Genomic DNA, 22620 nt, shown 5'->3' with positions numbered 1-22620 from the left:
GTCAGGGCCTCTCCGATGATGAACCGATGTTCGGGCTGGACGTGTCGGGCGCCGCTCGCGACGGCGTGGGTTGCGCGGCCGGTGTCGACCGGTAGAGATCCGCGACGCGGTCACCGAGCGATTCCTCGCTCGTCCCGGTGTTGTCGACGACGGTGACCGGAACCGGCGCGCCCTGTCCACTCTCGTCGGCCGCGGCCACGGTGAACGACACGGACTCGTCCCGATGCCGGCGAGGATCCTGGATCGTGATCGAAACACCCTGCTCGGCAACGGCGTTGAGGTCGGCAAGCCACCGGCGTCGGGAACCGGAGGCGACGACGGTCAGCGACCGGGACCCGAAGAGCGCCAGCCCGGCGGCCATCAGCACAGCGGTGCGGCCGCTGCGACTGTCGGCGGCGACACAGGTGACGGTGCTGCGACTCGGAGCAACCGCGGCATCGGCGGTCTCGTCGATGACGGCGACCGGAGCCGACCGCAGTGACCCGCCGAGGGAGAGGTCCGCGCTGTCCACGACGATGATGTCGGCATTCGCGTTCTCCGACATCGCGTCGAGGTCGACGGCCGGGTCGGCGCTGAACCGGCACAGGACCGAGACCGAACCCGCGCCGGTCAGCGACGAGCCCAGCTCGTTGAGCTTCTCCACCGCCGAGGCGATCGCCGCGAAGTCCGGCACCACCGGGATCCCGACCTCGAGCGGACGGGCGGCACGATCCGGCGCAGTGAGCAGACCGGCCAGCACGACGTCGAATCCGGTGGCGCAGTCGAGCATTCGACGATGCCGTGCCCGTAGATCCGCGACCGTCCCGACGGGGTCGCGGATCAGCACCAGGACCCGCGGCGCGGTGGCGGTGGCCAGTGCGCGGCGTTCGGCTGCCGCGATGTCGTTGGCCACCACCTTGTCCGGGTACACCACCCGCAGCAACGGCTCGGTCAGGATCGTGGTCACGAGCGCCATCACCACGAGCATCGCGAACAGCTCGTCGCTCAGTACGCCGAGCTCACGGCCGGCGGCGAGGATCACGAGCTCGGTGAGTCCTCGCGTGTTCATGAGCACCGCGATGGCCGCGCTCTGCCTGGTGGGTATGGCGCTCACCCGCGCGCCGGCATAGGCACCGACGAACTTGCCCGCGATCGCGACGAGGAGAACCAGGAGCAACTGCCCCAACCCGGCGAGCCCGATCTCGGTGAGGTCGACGTTGAGGCCGGTGACGACGAAGAACATCGGCAGCAGGAGCAGCACGCTCGCCTGCTCGAGTCGCTCGAGGATCTCCCGGTGCAGTTGCTCGGCCCCCACTTTGGGCATGACCGCGCCGAACACGAAGGCGCCGAAGATCTGGTGGATGCCGATGACATCGGTCGCCGCCGCCGAGAGGAACAGCCCGATCAGGATGACCGCCAGGATGTCCGGGGTCAGCCGGCCCGCGGCGTCGCGCCAGACGATCAGCTTCGCCAGCAATGGCCGCACCACGCCGAACATCACCGCCGCGTACACGAGCGTGAGTCCGACGATCTTCGCGACCTCCAGCGGACTGCCGCCCTGGATGATCGCGATGATGAAGGCCAGCAGAGTCCACGCCAGGATGTCGTCGATCGCGGCGGCGGCAAGGCTGAACACGCCGGGGACGGTGCGCATCATCCCGCGGTCGGTGAGGATGCGCGCGAGCACCGGGAAGGCGGTGATCGACATGGCGACGCCCATGAACAGCACCATCCCGAGCCGTTCGATCTCCATGCCCCCGACCATGTTGTGCGAGGGATAGAGCAGCAGTCCGAGCGCGGCACCGAGGCCGAACGGCAAGGCGATCGAGAACGCCGAGATGCTCGCGGCCGCACGTTCTCGTCCCTTGGTCAGCCGCATGTCCAGTTCGAGACCGACGATGAACATGAACAGCACGAGGCCGATCTGCGCGAGTGCACCCAACAACGGCCGGACGTCGTCGGGGAACAACCACTCGTCGGGGTTGCCGGGCAGGAGTCCCAGCAGGCTGGGACCCAGCGCGATCCCGGCGGCGATCTCGCCGACGACGGCCGGCTGACGGCACGCACGCGCGATCATCCCACCCACTCGGGCGGCGGCGATGACGATCGCGACGTCGAGCAGCAGGAAGGCGATCGTGTGTTTCTCCATGGCCTCGGATCCGTTCGCTCAGATGCGCGCGTGGTGTGACTCGAAGATGAAGTGCCGTCCGCCTATTCGGACGTGCGATCCGGGCACCAGCACGTGGGCACGATGCGGCAGCAGGCGGGTCTCGCGGTTGCCGTTGCTGGGATCGGCGACGAAGGTGCCGTTGGCCGACCCGAGGTCGACCAGCTGCACCGTCCACTCCACCAGCCGGATCTCCACGTGACGCCGCGAGAGCTGACCGGTTTCGTCCTGGACGCGAATCGGTTTGGGCGAGCCCGCCGGTCCGCCACCGGCCGACCCCGGCTCCCGGCCGATGACCAGGTCCTCGTCGAGCAGGAAGGTGAATCCGTTGTCGAGCAGCAACCAGCCCAGCGGCGGCCGCTCCCCCTCGACGAGGAAGGTCGTCAGCTGATCCATCCGGATCCCGCACACCCCGCACAGCCACGACTGCGGATGGTTCAGATGGCCTCGCGAACAACGTATCCCGTGCACCATGGCCCGTGACGCCTCGATCTTGACGACCTCGGTCGCGGGCTTCTGGTGCTCCTCCTTGGGCAGGGGCGGGCGCGGTTCGAGGGGTTCGGCGAACGGGTTCGGCGCGGGTGCGGGCTCGATGTGCGGCCGGCCACCCGGCGGTGTCGCGTCCCGCGGAGCCGGCTCCGGCTGACGAGGTCCGGGCGGCGACAACGGCTCGCGCTCGAAGGGACCGCCCAGCGGAGTCGAGGTGAACGGCAGTGGGTCCGATGCCGGCAGGCCGGCGCCGGGGGCCATCCGTTCGGTGGTACCCATGGGGTCCGGCTCCGGTGTCGCGGAGCGGTGGTCCCCGACGGGTTCGACGTCGAGGTCCGGGCTCGCCGGCCGGGGCGGCAGGTCGTCGAAGGGTGACCGCTTCCGGATCGGTTCGGGCGCAGGGGTTTCGGGCGCAGGAGGTTCGGGCGCAGGGAGTTCGGACACAGGGGGTTGGGGCTTCTCGTCGTCCGGATCGCCGAGATCCCCCAGCGCCTCGGTCGGCGGACCCGGGTCCGGATCGGGTCGGGACGGTTCGACCACCCTGTCCGGCCCCGGCTGTGCCGGTCGCTGGGGCGCCGATCGCTGGGGTACCGCATGGAACTCGGTGCCGCGCAGGCCCAGTGGGGTGTGCAGCAGCGCACCCGCGGCGGGCACCATTCCCTCGACGAGGTCGAATCGCTCCTCGCCGACCTCGGCGGGTTCCGTGCCGGCGAGGTAGAGCCCGAGCCCCTCGTACGGCCACGGCACGGCGCGGTCGTAGGTGTCGCCGGCAGCCGGCTCCATCCGCTTGCCGTCGGTCTCCCCGTAGACCCGGCCGGACAGGAAGATCGCGATGCCGGCACTGTCGGGTGCGGCGAACGCGATGTCGACCGGTTCGTCGGCAGTGGCCACCAGTTGCGCCAGCGCCCGCACGAGGTGCCGGCCGCGTCGCGGCATCGAATCCGGCACGGACACCGCTGATTCGATGTCGAGGAGGTCGGTGGTGAACGACGTCGGCACCGTGTCGGCCATCAGACACAGGAACGCCGGCGTGCGGATCACGACCCCCGCGCCGGGGATCAGCGTCACGGTCGGTGTGACGCTGGGGATGTCACCCGGAATGGTCACAGGAACCGGCCTCCCTGGAATCGCCAGTGCGGGAAGACGGCGCGCAGTGGCCCGTTGACCGCCACCCAGACGAGGAGCCACGTGGTCACGAACTGGACCGAGAACACGAAGGGCGACGGCTTCAGCGACTCCGGGATCACTCCCGTGCCGTCGATCACGATCCACACCAGGATGCCCTCGTTGATCGCGGTGAGGAGTCCGAACAGCGTCGGCCAGTCCTTCTCCCAGCGGAACTGCTGCAGGAAGTGGTACAGGAACTCCCAGAGCACGCCGAGGACGATGACGGTGACGAGGACGGTGAAGGCGACCCGGTAGACGTCGGCGATCGACGGGTCCCCCGAGGAGATCAGCCACAGGAACGGGACGAGCACGATGGTCCACAGACCGCCGAGGATGCCGAGCACGAGCACGCGGGTCTGGATTCGCCCCCACAGGGTGGGCAACATGTCAGTCGACTCCCTTGTTGTTCATCCAGCGCCACCACTGGGCCGTCGATCGCCAGGGCGTCAGTCGCTTGCAGAATCCCTGCCGGGCGAGGTCGTCCACGATCTCCAGGGCGGCGATCTGCAGACCGAGGAACGTGTCGACGCCGGGAAAGTAACCGCCGAGCGTCGCGCTGCCGGAGGCGTAGAGCTTGCCGTTGCCGCTACGGGTGCCCTTCAGCTCGAAGTCGCGTTCGACGTCCATGCGGCCGACCGGGTTGATGCCGGCACCGGTGTGGTCGAGCAGGTCGCGCAGCAGGCGGTGCTCGCGCACATCGGCTTCGAGTCCGGTGCAGTCGATCACGTAGTCGGCGTAGATCTCGAAGGTCCCGTCGGGTCGGTGTTCCTGCCGGATCGGTGCGTGCGGGTCGACCCGCACCGTGGTCACCACCCCCTGCCCGCCCGCGGCCGGCACCAGGCTCTCGGCCTTGCCGACGGCGACGCGGTACCAGCCCTCGCGACGCCCGCGGGCCAGTTGTTCCTGCCAGTCGTCGCGGACGGGTGTGTTGGTGCCGCCCATCTGCTTGTACGCCTCGGCGCGTTCGTGCCCCTCGAGCTTGCGCATACGGGCCTTGAGCTGCCCGCCCCACACCGACTTCGGGTAGTTGAAGCCCTGGTAGGCCCAGCCGTCCTTGCCCTTGCGCCGCATGAAGATGTGCGGCCCGTGCGGCTTGTCGTAGTACGTGCGGAAGAGATGCACGATCTGCGTCTGCAGTCCGTATGTGTCGCGATCGTCGATGAGCCGCTGCAGGACCCGGGAGGCGACGATCCCCGCTCCGCGGATCACCACGGTGCCGGGCTTGCGCTGTAGGGACTGGTAGATGTGCTCGTGGGACTCGTAGGCGTTGACGACCTTGCTGGCGTCGCGGTAGGTCTCCCGGAAGGCCTGCAGGTCGGGCAGGAGTTTGATGCCGGGGTATCCGATCGCGACATGGACCCACTGACTGCGGAAGGCCACCCGCTTCGTGGGCGAAGTCCCTTGTGGCGGTGTGAGAATCGTGAAGTAGCCGCCACCGGCGCGGCGTCGGATCATGCGGACCTGACCGCGGTGCAGGCACTTCAGGTAACCGATGCGCTCGCACTCCTTCTCCATCGAGGCGAACGCCTGCCCGGCCTTCGGTGTGTAGAAGTTCGCGAAGACGGGTTCCACCAGCACATTCCAGAGTGGCTTGAACTTCTTGTCCGCCCACGCCTCCCGGACGGCATAGGAGGGGAAGCCCCAGATGTTGTCCGGGGTCGACGCCGAGTCGGAGCGCAAGCGCTCCCCGCGCGGGATCTGCGACACCCGCGTCAGGTACTCGTAGCTGTGCCACGGCACGTCCTGTGGTCCGAGTACGGCGATCCGATCGAGCGGCACCCCGCTGATCCGCAGATAGTCGACGGTCACGAACGAGCCGATACCGGACCCGACCGTCACGAACGGGACGTCGACGACCGGGATGCCCGCAGCCTCGACCATCGCGTCGGTCCAGACGTCGGTGCCGATGAGCTCCGGGGTCAGATCACCCACGATGCCGGCGGGTCCGGGCGCGCCCCGGTGGGGCGACTGCGGCGCCCGCCGCGGCATCGGGCCGGGTGGGGGTGGCGGGGTCGGCCGTCGTGGGCCGGGCGCCGGTTGCGCGGGCCCGGGCTGCCGCGGGCCCGGCGGACCCGGCCGGGGCCCGCCCGGCTGGGGAACGACACGCGTGGGGCCCTGCGGCGGCTGGTTCACGACCGGCTCCGGGCCCGGGTCACGTCCGCGGACAGCCCGCGGCGGCGGGCGCAGGCGGAATGCGTCGCGCCCCGCAAGCGCTGGGACGCGCGAACACAACGGGACATCGCTCCTCCAGGTGAGCAGGCACGGGCACGGATGGTGCGGTAACTCTAACCCGCGCACGGGGTCCCGACGGCCTTATATAACCCGAACGAATTACACCCGTCTCACCAGGTCAGCCGCCGAAGTCGCGCGTCGGCCGATGCGGCTGCCGGCACGTACACCGAGCCATTGTGCCGGTACCTAATGTGACATCGAGTGTTGACAAAGTAGGCGTCGCCGAAATACGTTCGGATCATCCGCTGTGGTCTGTTTCACCGACCGAGCCGCCCACCCCGAAGGGATGCGACGATGACGAAAGCACTGACCCCGACCGACCGGGAGCACGGGGCCCCCACCCGCTACGTGCCGCAGCACGACAAGTCCGGCAGCGACCACGACTACGGGCAGGTCCTCGACGATCTGTCCGCAGCCTCGGTCCATCGCAACTTCGATCCCTATGTCGACATCGACTGGGATGCGCCGCACATGGCGATCGTCGAGAACGACCCCCGGTGGATCCTGTCCTACGAGGTCGATCCCATCGGCCGGCACCCGTGGTACCAGCAGCTCCCCCAGGAGAAGCAGATCGAGATAGGCATGTGGCGTCAGGCCAATGTCGCCAAGGTCGGGCTGCAGTTCGAGTCGATCCTTATCCGCGGCTTGATGCAGTACAGCTTCAAACTCCCCAACGGCGCGCGCGAATTTCGTTACACCACGCACGAATCCAAGGAGGAGTGCAACCACACCCTGATGTTCCAGGAGTTCATCAACCGCACCGGGGTGGACGTGCCGGGCGCCAAGATCGGCTACCGGCTGATCTCTCCGTTCGTCCCGCTCGTCTCGACCGTCTTCCCCACCCTGTTCTTCTTCGGGGTCCTCGGCGGCGAGGAGCCGATCGACCACATCCAGAAGGACTTCCTGCGTACCCGCGCCAGCCTGCATCCCACGATGGCCGCGGTCATGCAGTTGCATGTCGCCGAAGAGGCACGCCACATCTCCTTCGCCCATCACCTGATCCGTGAGCAGGTTCCGCAGCGCGGACGCATCCAGCGGTTCCTGTTGTCGCTCATGCTCCCGCTGACGATGCGCATCCTCTGCGGCGCCATCGTGGTGCCCCCGCGGAGCTTCGCCAAGCGGTTCGACGTGCCCGACGAGGTCATGAAGGACATCTTCTGGCGCTCACCGGAATCAAAGCGGTTCCTGCGTAACGTGTTCGGCGACGTCCGCATGCTCGGTGACCAGAGTGGGCTGATGAATCCCGTCTCGCGTCTGCTGTGGCGCGCGCTCGGTATCAGCGGCCGCCCCTCGCGGTTCCGCAGCGAACCCACCTACACCGCGGCCTGAGCCGAACTCCACGCGAGTAGAACCCGAGACCAATGCCTCACGTCGTCACCCAGGCGTGCTGCGGTGACGCGTCGTGCGTGTACGCATGCCCCGTCAACTGCATCCACCCCACACCCGAAGAGCCCGATTTCGGCATCGCCGAGATGCTCTACATCGATCCCGCGACCTGCGTCGACTGCGGCGCCTGTGTCAGTGCGTGCCCGGTCGGCGCCATTGTCCCCGGACATCGCCTGCCGGCGGGCCAGGAACGGTTCGTCGAGGTCAACGCGACCCAGTACCACGATCCGGTCGACGGGGCCGCCCGCTTCCCCGTCGACCCCGCCCGTCGCCTGCCCCTCGCACCCATCGACCGCCCGCGGCAGCTGGCCGTCGACACCTCGATCTCCATCGGCATCGTGGGCTCCGGTCCCTCGGCGATGTACGCGGCCGACGAGCTGCTGCGGCAGCCGCAGATCTCGGTCACCATGTACGAACGCCTCGACCGGCCGTTCGGGCTGGCGCGCTTCGGCGTCGCGCCCGATCACCTGCACACGCGCAAGGTGATGCAGTTGTTCGACGACATCGCGCGCAACCCGCGTCTGGAGATCCTGCTCAACACCGAGGTCGGGCGTGATCTCACGCTGGCCGAGCTGCGGGGCCGGCACCAGGGCGTCATCTGGGCCGGCGGCGCCCCGACGGATCGCCAACTCGCGCTGCCCGGATTCGATCGACCGGGTGTGTCCAGCGCGACCTCCTTCGTGGGCTGGTACAACGGCCACCCCGACTTCACCGACCTCGACGTCGACCTGGACACCGAGCGTGTCGTGGTTGTGGGCAACGGCAACGTCGCCCTCGATGTCGCGCGCATCCTCGTCGCCGACCCGGACACTCTCGCCGCGACCGACATCTCCCGTCCGGCCCTGGCGACACTGCGGGCCTCGTCGGTGCACGAGGTGGTCGTGATGGGCCGCCGCGGGCCCGCCCACGCGGCGTTCACCCTGCCCGAGCTCATCGGCCTGGTGGATTCGGGTGTCCCGGTCACCGTCGACGCCGCCGACCTCGCGTTGCCCGCACCTGCCGACCTCGACGCCACCGTCCGCGCCAAACTCGAGATCCTCGCCGAGTGCGCCGCGCGCCCCGAACCCGACGGCCGCCGAATCCGGTTGGCGTTCTTCACCTCGCCAGTGGAGGTGGCCGTCGGCCCGGACGGTCGCGCGAGCTCGCTGATCGTCGGTCGTAACCGTCCCGTCCTCGACGACTCCGGAGTCGCGGTGGGCATCGAACCCACCGGCGACACCACCGCGCTCGGGACCGGACTGGTCCTCACCTCGGTCGGCTACCGCGGTGTCGCGGTCCCCGGTCTGCCGTTCGACGACGCTGCCGGGGTCATCCCGCACATCGACGGGCGTGTCCTCGACGGGACCGAACCCGTGCCGGGCATGTACGTGACGGGGTGGATCAAGCGCGGCCCGTCGGGCTTCATCGGCACCAACAAGACCGACTCCGCGCAGACCGTCGCGTCGTTGCTCGACGACCTCGAAGCGAGCGACCCAGACGTCTCGGCACCGCGCCGGCGTCGGCTCTTCGGCCGACGCCCGGGTGCCGCCTCGCCGTTGCCGGAGTCGACGGCGGGACCGCTGCACTAGATTGCAGCCATGGGGCCCGCGTATCAGCGCACCACCGTGCGCGCCGATCTGTCCGACCTTCCCGCCGATGTCGCCGCCACGCTGCGCGACCACGCCGACTCCAGGCAGCTCACCGTCACCGATGACCTGCCGGCGTGGATCACCCGTAGCATCAACCCGCCGTCGACCTCGTTCCTCGGCAAGGTCTTCGGGCGACGCAGCAATCCGGTCGACCCCGACTCCGAACACCAGACACTGATCGTGCTGCACCCGACCCACCTGATCGTTGTCGTGTCCGGGGCGAAGCGCGGGGTCGCGGCGTTGTCGTGTCCGCTGGCCGTCGCGTCGATGTCGTCGACCCCCTCGGTTCCGGAATCGGACGGATTCTCGGTGACCGGGTTCGCCGGTGACGGCGGGCGTCCGGGCAGCTTCTACCTCGGGACCGGGGAGCCGGCCGGGCCGGAATGCCGCGACGCCGTGTACGCGGCCATCGTCGCAGCGAAGAATCCGTGACCGCCGCGAACACCGCCGTCTCGCGACCCGCCCTCGGTATCACGCTCGCCCTGATCTCATCGGCGTGCTTCGGTATCTCCGGCGTGCTGGCCCGGGCCATGATCGAGGCCGGGTGGTCGGCCGGCGCGACGGTCACGGTTCGCATCGCGCTCGGTGGTCTGGTGCTGGCCGTACCCGGCCTGCTCGCCTTCCGCGACCGTCGACAGCCCATCCCCGACCGGCCCAGCCGCCGGTCGTGGGCGGTGCTCGTCAGCTACGGGCTCCTCGCGGTGGCGGGCTGTCAGCTCGCCTACTTCTATGCGGTGACCTACCTGCAGGTCGGCGTCGCGTTGCTCATCGAGTACACCGCACCGGTCGCGGTGCTGGTGTGGATGTGGTTGCGGCACGGTCAGCGTCCGGGACGTGTCACCGTCCTCGGCGCGGCGCTCGCCATCGGTGGACTGGCCCTCGTCCTCGACCTGACCGGGGACGTCCCGATCAGTGCTGTCGGGGTGCTGTGGGCGCTCGCGGCGATGGTGGGGGCAGCGGCCTACTTCGTGATCTCGGCCGATGACCGCACGGGCTGGCCCCCGCTCAGCCTCGCCGCCGGCGGCCTGCTGATCGGGGCGCTGGCCCTGGTCGGCGCCGGACTGACCGGGCTCCTGCCGATGAGCACGACGACCGTTCCGGTTCGCGTCGGAGAGCTCGAGGTGGCCTGGTGGGTGCCGCTGGTCTTGCTCGGTGTGGTCTCGGCAGCCATGGCCTACGGGTTCGGCATCGCGGGTGGCCGTCTTCTCGGCGCCCGCGTGATGTCCTTCGTCGCGCTGTCCGAGGTGCTGTTCGCGGTGGTCTTCGCCTGGCTGGTTCTCGACGAGTTGCCGGCACCGATCCAACTCGCCGGCGGCCTGCTCATCGTGCTCGGCGTCATCTGCGTCCGACTCGGCGAAGCCGTCCCGGCGCGGTCACGCGAATGAGAATCGTCCCGGCGCGGACTTGCGAGTGAGAATCATTGTGCGCATTTGTGAATAATGTTGCGCACGTTGCACATCTGTCCACAGTTCGGCGTGTTGGAAAGGAATGTGTCGCACGTCGCAACGGGCCGGGGTAGTCTCGTGCCCCATGTGGGGGGAGGAACCACGCGCGACGGGGATGTTCTCGAGGTTTGACTACATCGACGCCGCGCTCACGACTGGGGATCGCTTCATCGATCTCGTGCTCGGGGTCGACGACCCCGACACCCGGCTCGCCGATGTCCCCGGCTGGACACTGACCGATTGCGTCGGTCACGTCGCGGTGGCACCGTCGCGCTTCCTCGAACTCGCCCGCGGCGAGGGTGAATGGTGCTCGTCGGCCGTCGACCTGCCCGACTTCAACGCCAAACAGATCGCCAACCTGCCCACCCGGGACGTGCGGCAGCTGTGCCGTCGACTGACCGACGACCTGCATGAACTCGTCGACGAGGTGTCGCACTTTCACGCCCAGGTCCCCAAGATGCACTTCGACGGCGACCGCCTCATCCGGGCCGACGCCGCCCTGGGGCTGCTGATCGGCGAGTTCGTGGTGCACGCCCACGACATCGCCCGAGCGGTCGGCGCCCGCTGGTGGGTCGAGCCCGAAGTGGTCATGATGGTCATTCGTGCCCGCCAGCACATCCTGCCGAGCTGGGTCGATCCCGTGAACGCCGCCGGGCACTCCGGCACCTACGACATCCGGCTGCGCGGGTGCGGCGAACGCCACATCTACGAGTTCACCGACGGTGAGCTGCAGATCGATCCGCCGGATCCACGCCGCCCCGACGTCCACATCAGCGTCGACCCCGCCACGGCCCTGCTCGCCGGCTACGGCCGCGTGTCACCGGGCTGGATAGGCCTCACCGGCAAGGGGATCGCCTGGGGCGCCCGGCCGTGGCTCGCCTCGCGGCTGGCCCAGCGGTTCCTGCCGGCCTGATCGGCCGGCCCGAACAAGCGGCGAGCACTCCCCGCTCCCTGAGGTGCGAGGAGCGAAAGCGACGAGCCCTCCCCGCTCCCTGAGGTGCGAGGAGCGAAAGCGACGAGCCTCGAAGGGCGGCAACCGAAGTCGCCGCCCCTCGAGGCTCGCTGCGCTCGCACCTCGGGGGACACAGAGGGCTCGCTGCGCTCGCACCTCGGGGGACACAGAGGGCTCGCTGCGCTCGCCCTACGGCGAGCATCGTTGTTCGATTGTCGCGGCTGACGCCCCGGTCAGCGACCGGCAGGCGAACCGGCCGGGCGGCTCACGCGGCGTCCCTGCCCGCGGCCGGTTGCTCGCGGCTGGTCGCCGGCACGCGAGTGTCCCGCGCCTCGACCCTGTCCGCCTGTCCGTGCTTCCGACGAGCGCGAACCGCCCGCGCGTGAGTCACTCCGGACCGGGCGGCCGCGGCCCTCGCCGCGTGTGCCGCGTGAGTCACTGCCACCGGCGCTCCGGTTCTCACCGCGGGCGCCGCCGTTACCGCCCTGGCCTCGGCCACGGCCACCGCGTCGACTCCCCTGTGACCGGCCACCCTGGGAGCGACCGCCCTGCGAGCCGCCACCCTGAGCTGAGCCGCCACGAGCGGCCTCTGCCGCGGCGCGTGCCGCAGCGGACACGCGGGGCGCGCGCTCGCCGACGAGTTCGTCGACGGCAGCCGATGTGGCGGCCACGGAGACGGGGGTCACCTTGATCTTGGCCTTGCGCAGCAGCTGCGCGACCTCGCGACGCTGCTCGTGCAGACAGACGGTGACCACGTCGCCGGCCGACCCGGCGCGAGCCGTACGGCCCGAGCGATGCAGGTATGCCTTGTGCTCGGCCGGCGGGTCGACGTGCACGACGAGTTCGATGCCGTCGACGTGTACGCCGCGGGCGGCGACGTCGGTGGCGACGAGGACCCGGATGTCACCCTGACCGAATGCGGCGAGGTTGCGGTCACGCTGCGCCTGGCTGAGGTTGCCGTGCAGGTCGACGGCGGGGATGCCGGACTCGGTCAGCTTCTTGGCGAGCTTCTTGGCCTGGTGCTTGGTGCGCATGAACAGGATGCGGCGACCGGTGCCGGAGGCGAGTTCGGTGACGAGATCCTGCTTGTCCGACGAGGAGACCTCGAAGACGTGGTGGGTCATCGCGGCGACCGGCGACTCCGCCGAATCGACCGAATGCAACACCGGGTTGTCGAGGAAGCGCTTGGCGAGCTTGTCGACGCCGTTGTCCAGCGTGGCCGAGAACAGCATCCGCTGGCCGCCTGCGGGAGTCGCGGCCAGGATCTTGGTCACGACCGGCAGGAAGCCGAGGTCGGCCATGTGGTCGGCCTCGTCGATCACGGTGATCTCGACCTCGTCCAGACGGACGATGCCCTGGCGCATCAGGTCCTCGAGGCGTCCGGGGCAGGCGACGACGATGTCGACACCGCGGCGGAACGCCTGCTCCTGGCGGGTCTGCTTGACCCCGCCGAAGACGGTGGTGACGGTGAGCCCCACGGACGCGGCGAGAGGTTCGACGACGGCGGCGATCTGGGTCGCGAGTTCACGCGTCGGCGCCAGGATCAGGCCGGTGGGTGCTCCCACGTAACGCTTGACCTGCATCTCGGCCAGACCGGCGACGAGAGGGATGGAGAAGGCGAGGGTCTTGCCGGAGCCGGTCTTGCCGCGGCCCAGGACATCCTTGCCGTCGAGGGTGTCCGGCAGGGTGTCTGCCTGGATCGGAAAGGCGTCGGTCTTGCCCTGCGAGGCGAGAACCTTGACGAGTTCGGCTGGAACACCGAGCGATTCGAACGACACTCCCGGAGACACCGCAGCGGCGTCGGAAGAGGTGGTCGTCGGGTTTTCGAGTACAGCAGTCATGTGGTGTGCAGGTGTCTTCCTGTGCTTGGCACGCGAACAGCACGACTGACGTGCGAGGGCGGTGCCGATGGCGAACACGCGGGTGCGCGAGCTCGTTCGCCGTATGAAGTCAATGGCAGGTGGCCGACCGGTGTCGGAATCTCCAACCTGCGAGAGAGGCGTTCTACGACGCTAGACGCGGCCAGTACGGGCGCATCACTTTCAGCAACAGTACGCGGCGGTAATCGATACCGCGAATCGCTGTGATGCAGGTCGCGTTTGGAACCGTGGGCGACGGCCCCGGACTGCGCGACCACGGCACGCCATCGAAACCCCTACACGACAACACAGTTGTCAGAACGCCTCGTTCAGCATGACCGCGACGGTGCCGGGTTCGAGTGCGTCGAAGACGTGCTCGACGTCGCCGGGGTAAGAGATGTAGTCGCCGGCCGATAGAACCTCGGCGGCGGCGGTGGGGCCGAGACGCGCACGGCCGCAACTGATCACGACGTGCTCGATCATTCCGCGAGCGTGCGGTGCCGACACCCTGGGTTTGCCCGGCTCCGCCCGGATGACGTACAAGTCGCGCCTCGATCCCGGCGCCGCGGTGGACAGCAGTGTGGCCGAGTAGTCGGCATCCGCGGCCGGGATCACCGGCCCCTCACCGAAACGGATGACCTCGACGGTCGGCGTCGGCGAGTCCAGCAGCGCCGAGAACTGCACCCCCAACGCCGTCGAGAGGGCCCACAGCGTCTCCACGCTCGGGTTCCCCTCCCCCGATTCGAGCTGGGACAGCGTCGACTTCCCGATGCCGGCACGACGCGCGAGTTCGGTCAGGGACAGACCGGCCCGTGTGCGTTCCCGTTTCAACGACGCGGCGACGAGTTCTTTCGGGTTCACCGATCGTGCTTCGTTCATCAAACCGTCCGATCGTCCATCTTGACGAACACACAACTACTGTTCACTATGATAGTCATGCGTTCGGCTTGGAGAACACTCGACACGGCGACCCTGCGCGCCGTCGTGGTGATGTCTCTGTCGGTCCTCGTCATCGGCACGTCGTACGGGGTGGCTGCGCACGGCGCGGGTCTTGCTCTCTGGCAGATCGTGCTGGTCGCCACGGTGGTGCTCGCCGGGTCGTCGGAGTTCGTCTTCGTCGGCATCCTGGCCGCCGGCGGGGTGCCGATCCTGGCGGCGCTGGCGGGCTTGCTGGTCAACACGCGCAACTTCGGATACGGCCTAGCCGTGGGAAAGCACCTGCGCGGCACCCCCGAGATCCTCCTGGGCGCCCACCTCATCAACGACGAGACGGCCGCCCTGGCGACCGCCGAATCCGACCCGCGTCGTGCACGCGCCGCCTTCCTGTTGTGCGGACTGGGGGTTCTCGTCGCGTGGCCGGCCGGTGCGGCGTTGGGCGCCACCATCGGCGGCGTCGTGGCCGATCCGGCGAAGCTCGGCCTCGACGCCGCGTTCCCCGCCCTGCTCGCCGCACTGGCCATCCCGGCCCTTCGCGACGGCGCGACCTGGGCGGCGGTGACCGTCGGCGCCGCGGTGGCCGTGGCGTCGACGCCTTTCCTTCCCGCAGGATTGCCGATCATCGGTGCGCTCGGAGGGTTCGCCGCCCTGGAGACAGTCCGCCGGTCTCGCGAAGCGTCTCTGCGCGCACCGGAAACCGCCGGCACGGGAACCGACGCCGCCGAGGAAGGCGCCTCAGCCCGGGACATGCTCGGGCACAACAATGTTCGGAGTAGGCGATGAACGCCGGGATCTCGCTGGCCGTCGGCATCACGCTGCTCGCGGTCGGCACCTACGCGATGCGCGCGGCCGGACCTGTTCTGCGGAACCGGATCTCGGTGTCGGAGGCGACCGAGAAGCTGATGGACCGGGCGACGGTCGTCCTGCTCGTCGCCGTCGCGCTGACCGGTACGTTCTTCATCGACCACGACTTCGCCGGATGGGCGCGGCCCGCGGGCGTGACGGTCGGGGTGATCGCGGCGCTGCTGAAAGCGCCCCTCGCCGTCGTGGTCATCCTCGCCGCCGCCACCGCGGCGGGATTGCGAGCACTCGGCGTCGCCTGACGTCCGGGTCGGGAAATGTCACCGGACGATGGCCGGGCTCGTACAGCTGTCCGGCACGGCGACCAGCGAACACGCCACCGGCAGCCGCGTCGGACGATAACCGCTGCGCACGCCGCTGTCACGGGTGATCTCACGGTAGGCGGCGACCGCGTCGGTCGGGTGACGGGTCAGACTCGGATCGCGTTGCGCGTCGACGGTGTACAGGCCGAAACGTGAATCGAAGTCGCCCCACTCGTAGTTGTCGGTGAGACTCCAGTAGTTGTAGGACACCACGTCGATGCCGTCCTGACGCGCGCGCTGCAGCCAGTACACGGTGTCGCGCAGGTGGTCGGCGCGGCGATAACCGTCTGGCCGCCGACCCCGCGGGTCGGTGGCCAGACCGTTCTCGATCACCCGGATCTGCTCACCCGGGAACTGTTCAGCCACATGACGAAGCACGTAGTAGATGCTCTCCGGCGCCTGCGAACTCTTCCAGAACTCGCCCGCCGCACCGTTGGCGACCGAAGCGTCGGTGACCGAGAAGGAGTAGTAGTGGTCGACACCCACGAAATCGACGGTGTCCCGCATACGTTGCGGGAACACCGATTCGACCCACGTCTGGACGCCGGCGATCGGGTAGTAGGCCATGTTCGACGACACCTGGGCGCCGGGCTGGACACGATGGATGTGACGGTAGATCGCCCGGTGCGCCGTCACGATCCCGTCCGCCATGAGCCCCACGTTCCGTGGTGCCACTCCCCCGTACATCAGTTCGCGCCGAACGTATTCGGTGGGCTCGTTGAAGGTGATCCACAGCGGGTCGGCCCACGAGTACCGGTCCACCACACGCTCGGCGAACCGCACGAGGTCGGCAGACATCTGCGGGCGGTTCCAGCCGCCGAGATCGACCGCCCAGCCCGGATGCACCCAGTGGTTGAGGGTGATCATGGGTCGCATCCCGGCGTCGACGACCGCCCGGATCACCCGGTCGTAGAACGCCCAGCCGGCCGGATCGTCCCGGCCTCGCGACGGCTCCACCCGCGACCACTCGACCGAGGTCCGGTAGATACCCACCCCGAGACTCTCGGCACGAGCGATGTCCTCGGCGTAGCGATGAGTGAAGTCGACGGCATTGCCGACGCGATGGGCGACCCGGCCCTGATCGCCATAACGCACCCAGTTCGAGTCCCGGTTGTACCCTTCGGACTGGAAACCCGATTGGGCGACCCCGAATTCGAAGGCAGAACCGAGCGATGGCACGCTCGCCGACGCCGCCCCGACGCCGCCGAGTCCGCAGATCGCGATGAGCGTCGCGGCCGCCGCGATGGCCACGACACGCACTCGCCTGGGCCCGCCACCGGAACGTCGCCGGTACGTGCTCAGAACGGACTCCCGGTGATGGGTGCCGCACGATCACACGGAACCGGTCGCGGATTTTCCGGGTCGAGCGCGTTGAGCACGAAGAATGCCGCGCGGCGCGACCCCGCGATCCCCGCGTGCTCGGTGTAGTCGACCGAACACCCGTCCTGCACAACGATGTTGCGTACATTCGGGCCGCCCGGCGGCAACCCGAGAGTGTATGGCACGACGAGCTCGTCGTACCGCGTGGCGATGTTGGTGTACCGGATCGACGGCAGATAGAAGCCACCGGCGGCGATCTTGCGCAGCACGTGGGCACCGGGGTCCAGCTGGGCACAGGCCTGGCAGAACGGCACCTGCTCGGGCCGTAGTCCGAGGGACCGGACGATCGGCATGATCACGTCGTTTCCGCCGACGCCGGAACCCCGCCACGCCGGCGCCAGCGACACGTAGTTGTCGATGGCATTCCGTCCGCCGAGGTACTTCGCGTAGTACGCGGGCACCACGGTGCCCTGGGAGTGGCCCACGATGTCGACCTGGGTCGCCCCGGTGGCCCGGCGAACTCTGTCCACGAAGGCACCGAACTGGGCAGCACTCCGCGTCATCTCGCCCATACCGCCGATCGCGCTGATCGGCCACGGCGCACCTGTGACCGCACCATAGGTCAGCGCGAACACGCAGTAGCCCTCGTTCTTCAGCAGGGGGACATAGGTTCCCCAGTTGGTCTGCTGCGACCCGCCCGTCCCGTGGACCAGGATGACCGGATTGGGATGGCGTGCGGACGGCCGGCAGTCCCAGTCATTCGAGCCGGGTAACGAGCCGCCCGGGTCGGTCAGTTCATTCGGGATGCCGGCCAGGAAGTTGTAGGTGACCGGCAGCGTGTCGGCACGGGCCGGTGCCACGGACACCACCAGCACCCCGATGACGGCGACGACCAGGCCCCACAGGATCCTCGGCGATCTCATGGACGAAAGCTAACAAACCGTCTCAGGCCGGGACGTGCGTTTGGGTGGACCCGTCGGGCGAGTTCGATCGTGGTGCGGGGAGGGGCACACCCGCGGCACGCCACTCAGCTCACGACGAGGGTTCTTCGTCGCGATGCCGAATGTCGCGGATGGTCGCGACCGCCGAGGCGAACACGAGTACGAAACCCAGCACGAGAAGCGTGACCGCGGCATAGTGCATGATCTGCTCGTAGTGCCCGACGTCGAACTGCTCGGCCGCTATGCGCAGGCCGACCACCACGAGCCAGGCGAGAAATGCCATCGTCAGAGCCCGACGTTGGAAGACCGCGCTCCGCCGTCGGTGCTCGTACTCACCGAGTTCGTCGATGGCGTCGACGACGATGCCGCTCATCCGTGCATGTGCCGGTGAGTCATGCGGCAGCTTGGCCAGGATGTCGACCTTCTGCGCGAGCTTCTGATGCCGGTCGTTGGCGTCGAGTCGTGCGATGACTGCACCGATCACCGCCACGAGCAACGTCCCGGCGAACGTCAGCATCGCGGCGGTCATGAGCGAAATTTACACCGGGCCGCTCGGCAGCGGGTGTCGAAGTCAGCGCGACGGGCGTTGCCCTTCGACGCGGTTCAGCGGACGGCTGGGGCCGCGTGGCTACCCGCACGGACCAAGATGCGCTCGGCACGTCGATACTCGAGCGAGTGGCACTGACCGCCCGGCGCGGCGGTGTCGCTTGCCTGCCGTAAGAGGATGGCCGCCAGCGACGACGCCGTCCGCGGCGGGATGACCAGGAGCATCACGGTATTGCTTCCGCACGTGAGTGTCATCAGCGGCGGCATCTCCGGCGAGTCCGGTGAATCGAGGCCCGGAAGGCGGCGGAAGCTGCTCCAGTTCACGTCGATTCCGCTGACCTCGCCGATCTGAGGGCGAGCGGCCGCGAGCATGCCCGGCAGTTCCTCGGCGAGGCGCAAGGTGTACGGGTACCAGGCCCCGTTGATCGCGGCGGCGGGATCCAGGCCGAACCGGACCCGGGGCGGGCCGAGCAGCGGCTTCATCGCCGATCTCCGGTGTACGCGAGCCCTTGCGGGCGGATGCTCACGACACGTGAACCGATCATCACCGTTGCCACCTGACTTGGTCACGCGAAGAGTGACCATTCGACACCGGCGACGCCGACAGGGGTCTGTCAGATGTTCGATCCAGTTGCCTGAAGTGTACTCCCGGCACCCGTCACGGGCGCACCGCCGCGACGACGAGTCCGTGTCGTGCGGACCGGCCTGGTCAGCGCGCGTCGCTGACCTCGCGGGCGATACGCAGCGCCGCCGGCACGTGCCCGACGGCGAGGACCACCGCCGACGCTCAGCACGGAGAACCCATGCGCCGAAGCCGCAGGGCCGGCCGCACCAACGAAAAACCCTGCCGGCCGATGGGCCCGCAGGGTGGTTCGTCGTCGAAACTTGTGGGCCTGAGGGGAGGACTATCGAACCTTGTGCCGTTCTTGGGTTCGCGGTACCGCGGCGCACAACGACATTCGGTAGAGGATCAAGAGGCTTCCCAGTATCGTGAGGAACCCGACACCCGCTACCAGGCCCGAGCAGCGAGGCTGCCTAGTCGCAGCGAAAGCTCGCTGCCAAACTGTCCCGCTGCGAAAGATCGCCGTTGACTACGGCGTGGGTCGACAACGGTTAACGTCGCTACTTCGCGCGAGCGTGCCCGGCTGCGCGGACGCAACACCGCGCGCCGAGGCCGATGTGGAGGTTCGCAAGTACATGGGCGCGGAGCCCCGATTGAACGCAGCTCGGCTTCGCGGAAGGAACGGTGAGGAGCCATCTACTGGTTGAGGGGTCGTGATGCGAGACTGCCACGGACGAGTGCGATGAACGCAACCCTTGCCGTCGCGCGGCCGGCTGGGCGAAGAGACAGACTTTGACAATAAATCGACCGAACCAGCATAAACACAGTGGCCCGGTGGCGGATCAGGCTGCCCGCGGCCCGGAGCCAGAGTTCTCTGAGAGGGTTCTCACGTCAATGCAGGAGATGTTCTGGGAGCCAGAGATTGAACGCCGAGGCGGCCTCGAAGTCACTGGACCGATACATACGGCGTTGGCCATCCTTAGCCCCGGGAAGCCGGTGGAGATCCGACTGAACGAGGAGTGCCAACTCGTCGCCCGCGCCCGGGTGAACTCTGCGGTGAAGCCGGGCGATCCCGTCACTGCAGATAACCTGGACTCCATCGAGGCGCTCGAGCCCCTCGATGTCGATCCCGACGCCGGGTGGGTTGTCCTCGCCGTACTACCCGATGGACGACAGTACGCGCGGTTCGATTTCATTCGTAATCGTGGACGAAGTCTGCGCCTCATCGCGCTAGCTCGCGAGTACGTTGCCACCGCCCGAGATGCACTCGTTGCTGGTCGTTTGGGACCTGCTATCGAGAACGCAATGGCCGCAGCGGAACTGGCTGTCACGGCGCGTACGCATTCTTTCGAGACGGATGCTCCGACGTCTGGTGGCCGCCGCAACACGCATTCCGCCCGACTGCATTGGACCAAGGTCCACGTGGGTCTGGGCAATACCGTCGCCACGGCGCACGACACGCTCCGCGCGCTCAACGGGCTGCGTCCTTCGGCTCGCTACGGCGAGGGCGCTCTTTCGGAACGCGAACAGGTTGAGCCCCTCTTGGAGTCGGTCGAGCACCTTGTAGAAGATGCGGAAAGACGGATAGGCCCGCTCTTACGAACTCAAGACCCCGGCTTCGTAGCAGAACTGAATGAGGGTAGATAGGTTCACCGAATCGGCGCTGGGTTCAACCAAGCCAGTTCCACGTAGTCTGTCGCGGCCGTCTTGAGCTGGCTACTTGGAGTTGGAGGGGTTGGTCCGACTTCCCGGCACAGCAACGTGGATGATGTGGCGCGGCTCCGGGTCTGAGTCGATGTCGAACGCTGTGTGCCCGATCAGTGCCTTGATGTGCGGCGGCGGACCGGTGGGGTCAAACGCCTTGTGTCGCAGCGCGATGAGAAACCCGATGCGGATGTCATTGCCCTGGTAGGTCGCTGCCTGCTTCAGATACGCCGTCCGATCACCCATCGGGAGTTTGGTGTCGTCTACCTTTGTCTCGATGTGGAGGGCGAAGGTATCGAACTTCAGCCGGATATCGACCCGTCCTCCCCCAACGTGTGAGACCTCGTATTCGGCGCGACTGCCGAGGGTGCCGACCAGGTAGTTGTGTAGATCTTCATGAATCTTGTCTTCGTTTGCCGTGGCGTCGAACAGATATCCGTAGTGGCCGGCTGAAGATCCGGTTCTGCTGGCTACGAAGTTCACGATGAGCAGTAGAACTTGGTCGACGACCGGCGCGACCTCGTCTTTGTAGTCCGGGCTGGTCGAAAGCGCTTCGCGGAGCTCATCGAACAGCTCCCGCTGTGCGAGGTTCAAGTGTGAGCGTCCCGCAGCGACGTGGTCTAGCCTCTGCTCTAGGGCGGCGATTGTCGCAGGTGAGATCTGTCCGAGCAGATCTTCGTCAGGCGAACCGGGGGGAACCAAACGGCCAAGTACAGGGGGTAGCGGCGCGAACGGGGCGCCGCCTCGGACTTTTCCCTGCGCCTCACCTCCCTTCGCTACGCGTCGGGCAATCACAACGATGCTGCGAGCGGCGTGAAGCTGAGCCTCTTCCTCGTCATTAAGCCCGCCCTCACCTCGAGAAGCAAGATCAGCGGCGTACTCCTCTAGGTTGCTCAGATGGCTAGCGTTGCTGGCGAAGCCCCCGTCGATGACAGGCTGGACCAGGTCCTGAACGCCCACGATGTCGGCACAGCGGGTGCCGACGCGGAATGTCCTTGCGCTGACATAAATGGTGAGGAGGTCACGGACGACGACTTCGGCTTGATAGAAACCGTCCTTTTCGAGTTGACCGCCCATTTGTTCGAGGTCATCGGCAAGTGCAGCCCAGGCGGTGAGAGCCGCACGTTTGTTGTCGCCGTACCAGTGATCAAGACCGCTGGACTCGACACTGAACCTCATTATCTGCTTGCGGACAACAGCGAGCGTGTCCGACGAAAGCGGGGCTGTGGCCATCGCGCCCATCGCGTCACTAGAGACAACACCGTTCGCGAGTTCGCGGAGAGCTTCGACAATGCTGCGCATCGGGATGGCATCGGGCCGTTGGTGAGCGTCGGCGGCTACTCCGAAGAACCTGGCTGCGTCTTCGAGGTGCGGTCTCATCTCCTGTATCGAGGCGGCGCGTAAAGCGCGGAGCAGAGAAGCCATCGCAAGAACCCATGCAGCATCTGACTCAACATCAGCCGCGAGCGCTGGGTCGGCGCCGTTCACCGCGTCTACACCACCGAGGGCCCTGACGACGTCGACCAATGAATCTGCTTCTGGCCAGATATCAATGGCGGTGCTCACCGAGCGGATCACTGCGCGCGACATCGGGGCGACCGTTGGAGCGGTGAACTTCTGCAGCAGTGCCAGCAGCGAGAAGTGCGATCCGTGCCCGGCTGCGACGAGACGGGTCATGGCTTCGAGCGCGTCGGCCGATGCCAGGTCCGCGGAGGCCACCGGATCCTCGCGGGTGAGGAAGCCTGCGACCACGGGCTCGAGGCCTGCGACGAGCTTGACGCCGACGACCTGGGTAACGGCAGCACTGTCCAAGAGCGCGTCGAGCGAGTCCCGAAGGAGCGACGGCTGGGCGGTCGCGACGACGGCATCCGCGAGAGCTGTCGCGGCTGCGGCCGCGTTAATGTCGCCGGGCTGGGCATCCCTAGCGACCAGGGTGGCAACGAGTGGAAGTACTGGTTGACCGGTTAGGGTCGCGGCGTCCGAAGCGATCCGCGCCCATCCCCCAAGGTCGGCAACTGCGGAATGTGGGAACGGTTTGCCGCGGGTCTCCTGCGCCATTCTCAAGACAGCATCGGCGAGCGATACGGCGCCAGTCTCGCTCATCTGGTCTCCTCCTGACCCTGGCGTTCATCTGAAAATTGCTC

Annotated in this window: 19 protein-coding genes; 8 read left to right on the top strand and 11 right to left on the bottom strand. The window is 67.8% G+C overall.

Features of this window, described 5'->3' with window-relative positions; translation table 11 throughout:
• Position 1: 1 nt before the first annotated feature.
• The 4 genes from AC3B6C_RS14740 to AC3B6C_RS14725 are packed head-to-tail and all read right to left on the bottom strand — an operon-like array spanning position 2 to position 5791.
• The gene (locus tag AC3B6C_RS14740) at positions 2 to 2128 is read right to left on the bottom strand and encodes a cation:proton antiporter (RefSeq protein ID WP_488373293.1); all 2127 of its coding nucleotides are present in this window, start codon (positions 2126 to 2128) and stop codon (positions 2 to 4) included.
• Positions 2129 to 2146: 18 nt separating this feature from the next.
• A complete protein-coding gene (locus tag AC3B6C_RS14735) occupies positions 2147 to 3742 on the bottom strand; it encodes an FHA domain-containing protein (RefSeq protein WP_488373292.1) in 1596 nt (531 codons plus the stop codon).
• On the bottom strand, positions 3739 to 4188 hold the full coding sequence (locus AC3B6C_RS14730) for a hypothetical protein (protein ID WP_488373291.1): 450 nt from the start codon (positions 4186 to 4188) through the stop codon (positions 3739 to 3741). The genes AC3B6C_RS14735 and AC3B6C_RS14730 overlap by 4 nt, the downstream gene beginning before the upstream one ends.
• Before the next feature lies 1 nt (position 4189).
• Complete coding sequence (locus AC3B6C_RS14725) at positions 4190 to 5791, bottom strand: hypothetical protein (protein ID WP_488376270.1); 1602 nt, start codon at positions 5789 to 5791, stop codon at positions 4190 to 4192.
• 537 nt (positions 5792 to 6328) lie between these two features.
• Between AC3B6C_RS14725 and AC3B6C_RS14720 the strand changes: the two genes are divergently transcribed.
• The 5 genes from AC3B6C_RS14720 (at position 6329) to AC3B6C_RS14700 (ending at position 11406) form a co-directional block, all read left to right on the top strand.
• Positions 6329 to 7363, top strand: coding sequence for an AurF N-oxygenase family protein (locus tag AC3B6C_RS14720; protein ID WP_488373290.1), 1035 nt, complete (start codon positions 6329 to 6331; stop codon positions 7361 to 7363).
• A 32-nt stretch (positions 7364 to 7395) separates the two neighbouring features.
• Positions 7396 to 8988, top strand: coding sequence for a 4Fe-4S binding protein (locus AC3B6C_RS14715; RefSeq protein ID WP_488373289.1), 1593 nt, complete (start codon positions 7396 to 7398; stop codon positions 8986 to 8988).
• A gap of 9 nt (positions 8989 to 8997) precedes the next feature.
• On the top strand, positions 8998 to 9480 hold the full coding sequence (locus AC3B6C_RS14710; protein ID WP_488373288.1) for a hypothetical protein: 483 nt from the start codon (positions 8998 to 9000) through the stop codon (positions 9478 to 9480).
• Positions 9477 to 10433: an EamA family transporter gene (locus AC3B6C_RS14705; RefSeq protein WP_010843469.1), complete on the top strand. Its 957-nt coding sequence runs from the start codon at positions 9477 to 9479 to the stop codon at positions 10431 to 10433. Before AC3B6C_RS14710 ends, AC3B6C_RS14705 begins: the two co-directional genes overlap by 4 nt.
• A 175-nt stretch (positions 10434 to 10608) precedes the next feature.
• The gene (locus tag AC3B6C_RS14700) at positions 10609 to 11406 is read left to right on the top strand and encodes a maleylpyruvate isomerase N-terminal domain-containing protein (protein WP_488373287.1); all 798 of its coding nucleotides are present in this window, start codon (positions 10609 to 10611) and stop codon (positions 11404 to 11406) included.
• Positions 11407 to 11678: 272 nt separating this feature from the next.
• Here AC3B6C_RS14700 and AC3B6C_RS14695 read toward each other — a convergent pair whose 3' ends face one another.
• On the bottom strand, positions 11679 to 13286 hold the full coding sequence (locus tag AC3B6C_RS14695; RefSeq protein WP_055475363.1) for a DEAD/DEAH box helicase: 1608 nt from the start codon (positions 13284 to 13286) through the stop codon (positions 11679 to 11681).
• A 333-nt stretch (positions 13287 to 13619) separates the two neighbouring features.
• Positions 13620 to 14183 carry an XRE family transcriptional regulator gene (locus tag AC3B6C_RS14690; RefSeq protein ID WP_010843472.1) on the bottom strand — a complete coding sequence of 188 codons (564 nt, stop codon included), beginning with the start codon at positions 14181 to 14183 and terminating at the stop codon, positions 13620 to 13622.
• 57 nt (positions 14184 to 14240) lie between these two features.
• On the opposite strand from AC3B6C_RS14690, the gene AC3B6C_RS14685 reads away from it, so the two are divergent.
• Positions 14241 to 15023, top strand: a complete 783-nt coding sequence (locus tag AC3B6C_RS14685) for an AzlC family ABC transporter permease (RefSeq protein WP_488373286.1) — start codon at positions 14241 to 14243, stop codon at positions 15021 to 15023.
• Positions 15020 to 15343, top strand: a complete 324-nt coding sequence (locus tag AC3B6C_RS14680; RefSeq protein ID WP_010843474.1) for an AzlD domain-containing protein — start codon at positions 15020 to 15022, stop codon at positions 15341 to 15343. Before AC3B6C_RS14685 ends, AC3B6C_RS14680 begins: the two co-directional genes overlap by 4 nt.
• An 18-nt stretch (positions 15344 to 15361) precedes the next feature.
• On the opposite strand, the gene AC3B6C_RS14675 is transcribed toward AC3B6C_RS14680, so the two are convergent.
• From AC3B6C_RS14675 to AC3B6C_RS14660, 4 genes are all read right to left on the bottom strand, one after another.
• On the bottom strand, positions 15362 to 16663 hold the full coding sequence (locus tag AC3B6C_RS14675; RefSeq protein ID WP_488373285.1) for a family 1 glycosylhydrolase: 1302 nt from the start codon (positions 16661 to 16663) through the stop codon (positions 15362 to 15364).
• Between the two features lie 38 nt (positions 16664 to 16701).
• Positions 16702 to 17646, bottom strand: coding sequence for an esterase/lipase family protein (locus AC3B6C_RS14670; protein WP_010843476.1), 945 nt, complete (start codon positions 17644 to 17646; stop codon positions 16702 to 16704).
• 109 nt (positions 17647 to 17755) lie between these two features.
• On the bottom strand, positions 17756 to 18193 hold the full coding sequence (locus tag AC3B6C_RS14665) for a hypothetical protein (protein ID WP_010843477.1): 438 nt from the start codon (positions 18191 to 18193) through the stop codon (positions 17756 to 17758).
• Between the two features lie 74 nt (positions 18194 to 18267).
• Positions 18268 to 18693, bottom strand: a complete 426-nt coding sequence (locus AC3B6C_RS14660; protein WP_010843478.1) for a DUF5994 family protein — start codon at positions 18691 to 18693, stop codon at positions 18268 to 18270.
• A 913-nt stretch (positions 18694 to 19606) separates the two neighbouring features.
• Here AC3B6C_RS14660 and AC3B6C_RS14655 point away from each other — a divergent pair.
• On the top strand, positions 19607 to 20419 hold the full coding sequence (locus AC3B6C_RS14655; protein ID WP_488373284.1) for a HEPN domain-containing protein: 813 nt from the start codon (positions 19607 to 19609) through the stop codon (positions 20417 to 20419).
• A gap of 69 nt (positions 20420 to 20488) precedes the next feature.
• Here the strand turns inward: AC3B6C_RS14655 and AC3B6C_RS14650 are convergent, their stop codons facing one another.
• Positions 20489 to 22579 carry a hypothetical protein gene (locus AC3B6C_RS14650; protein WP_488373283.1) on the bottom strand — a complete coding sequence of 697 codons (2091 nt, stop codon included), beginning with the start codon at positions 22577 to 22579 and terminating at the stop codon, positions 20489 to 20491.
• Between the last annotated feature and the right edge of the window lie 41 nt (positions 22580 to 22620).

Source organism: Gordonia sp. 11cp, assembly GCF_057767225.1.
Note: the sequence above shows the minus strand (reverse complement) of the source record. Positions and strands in the feature narration are given on the sequence as shown.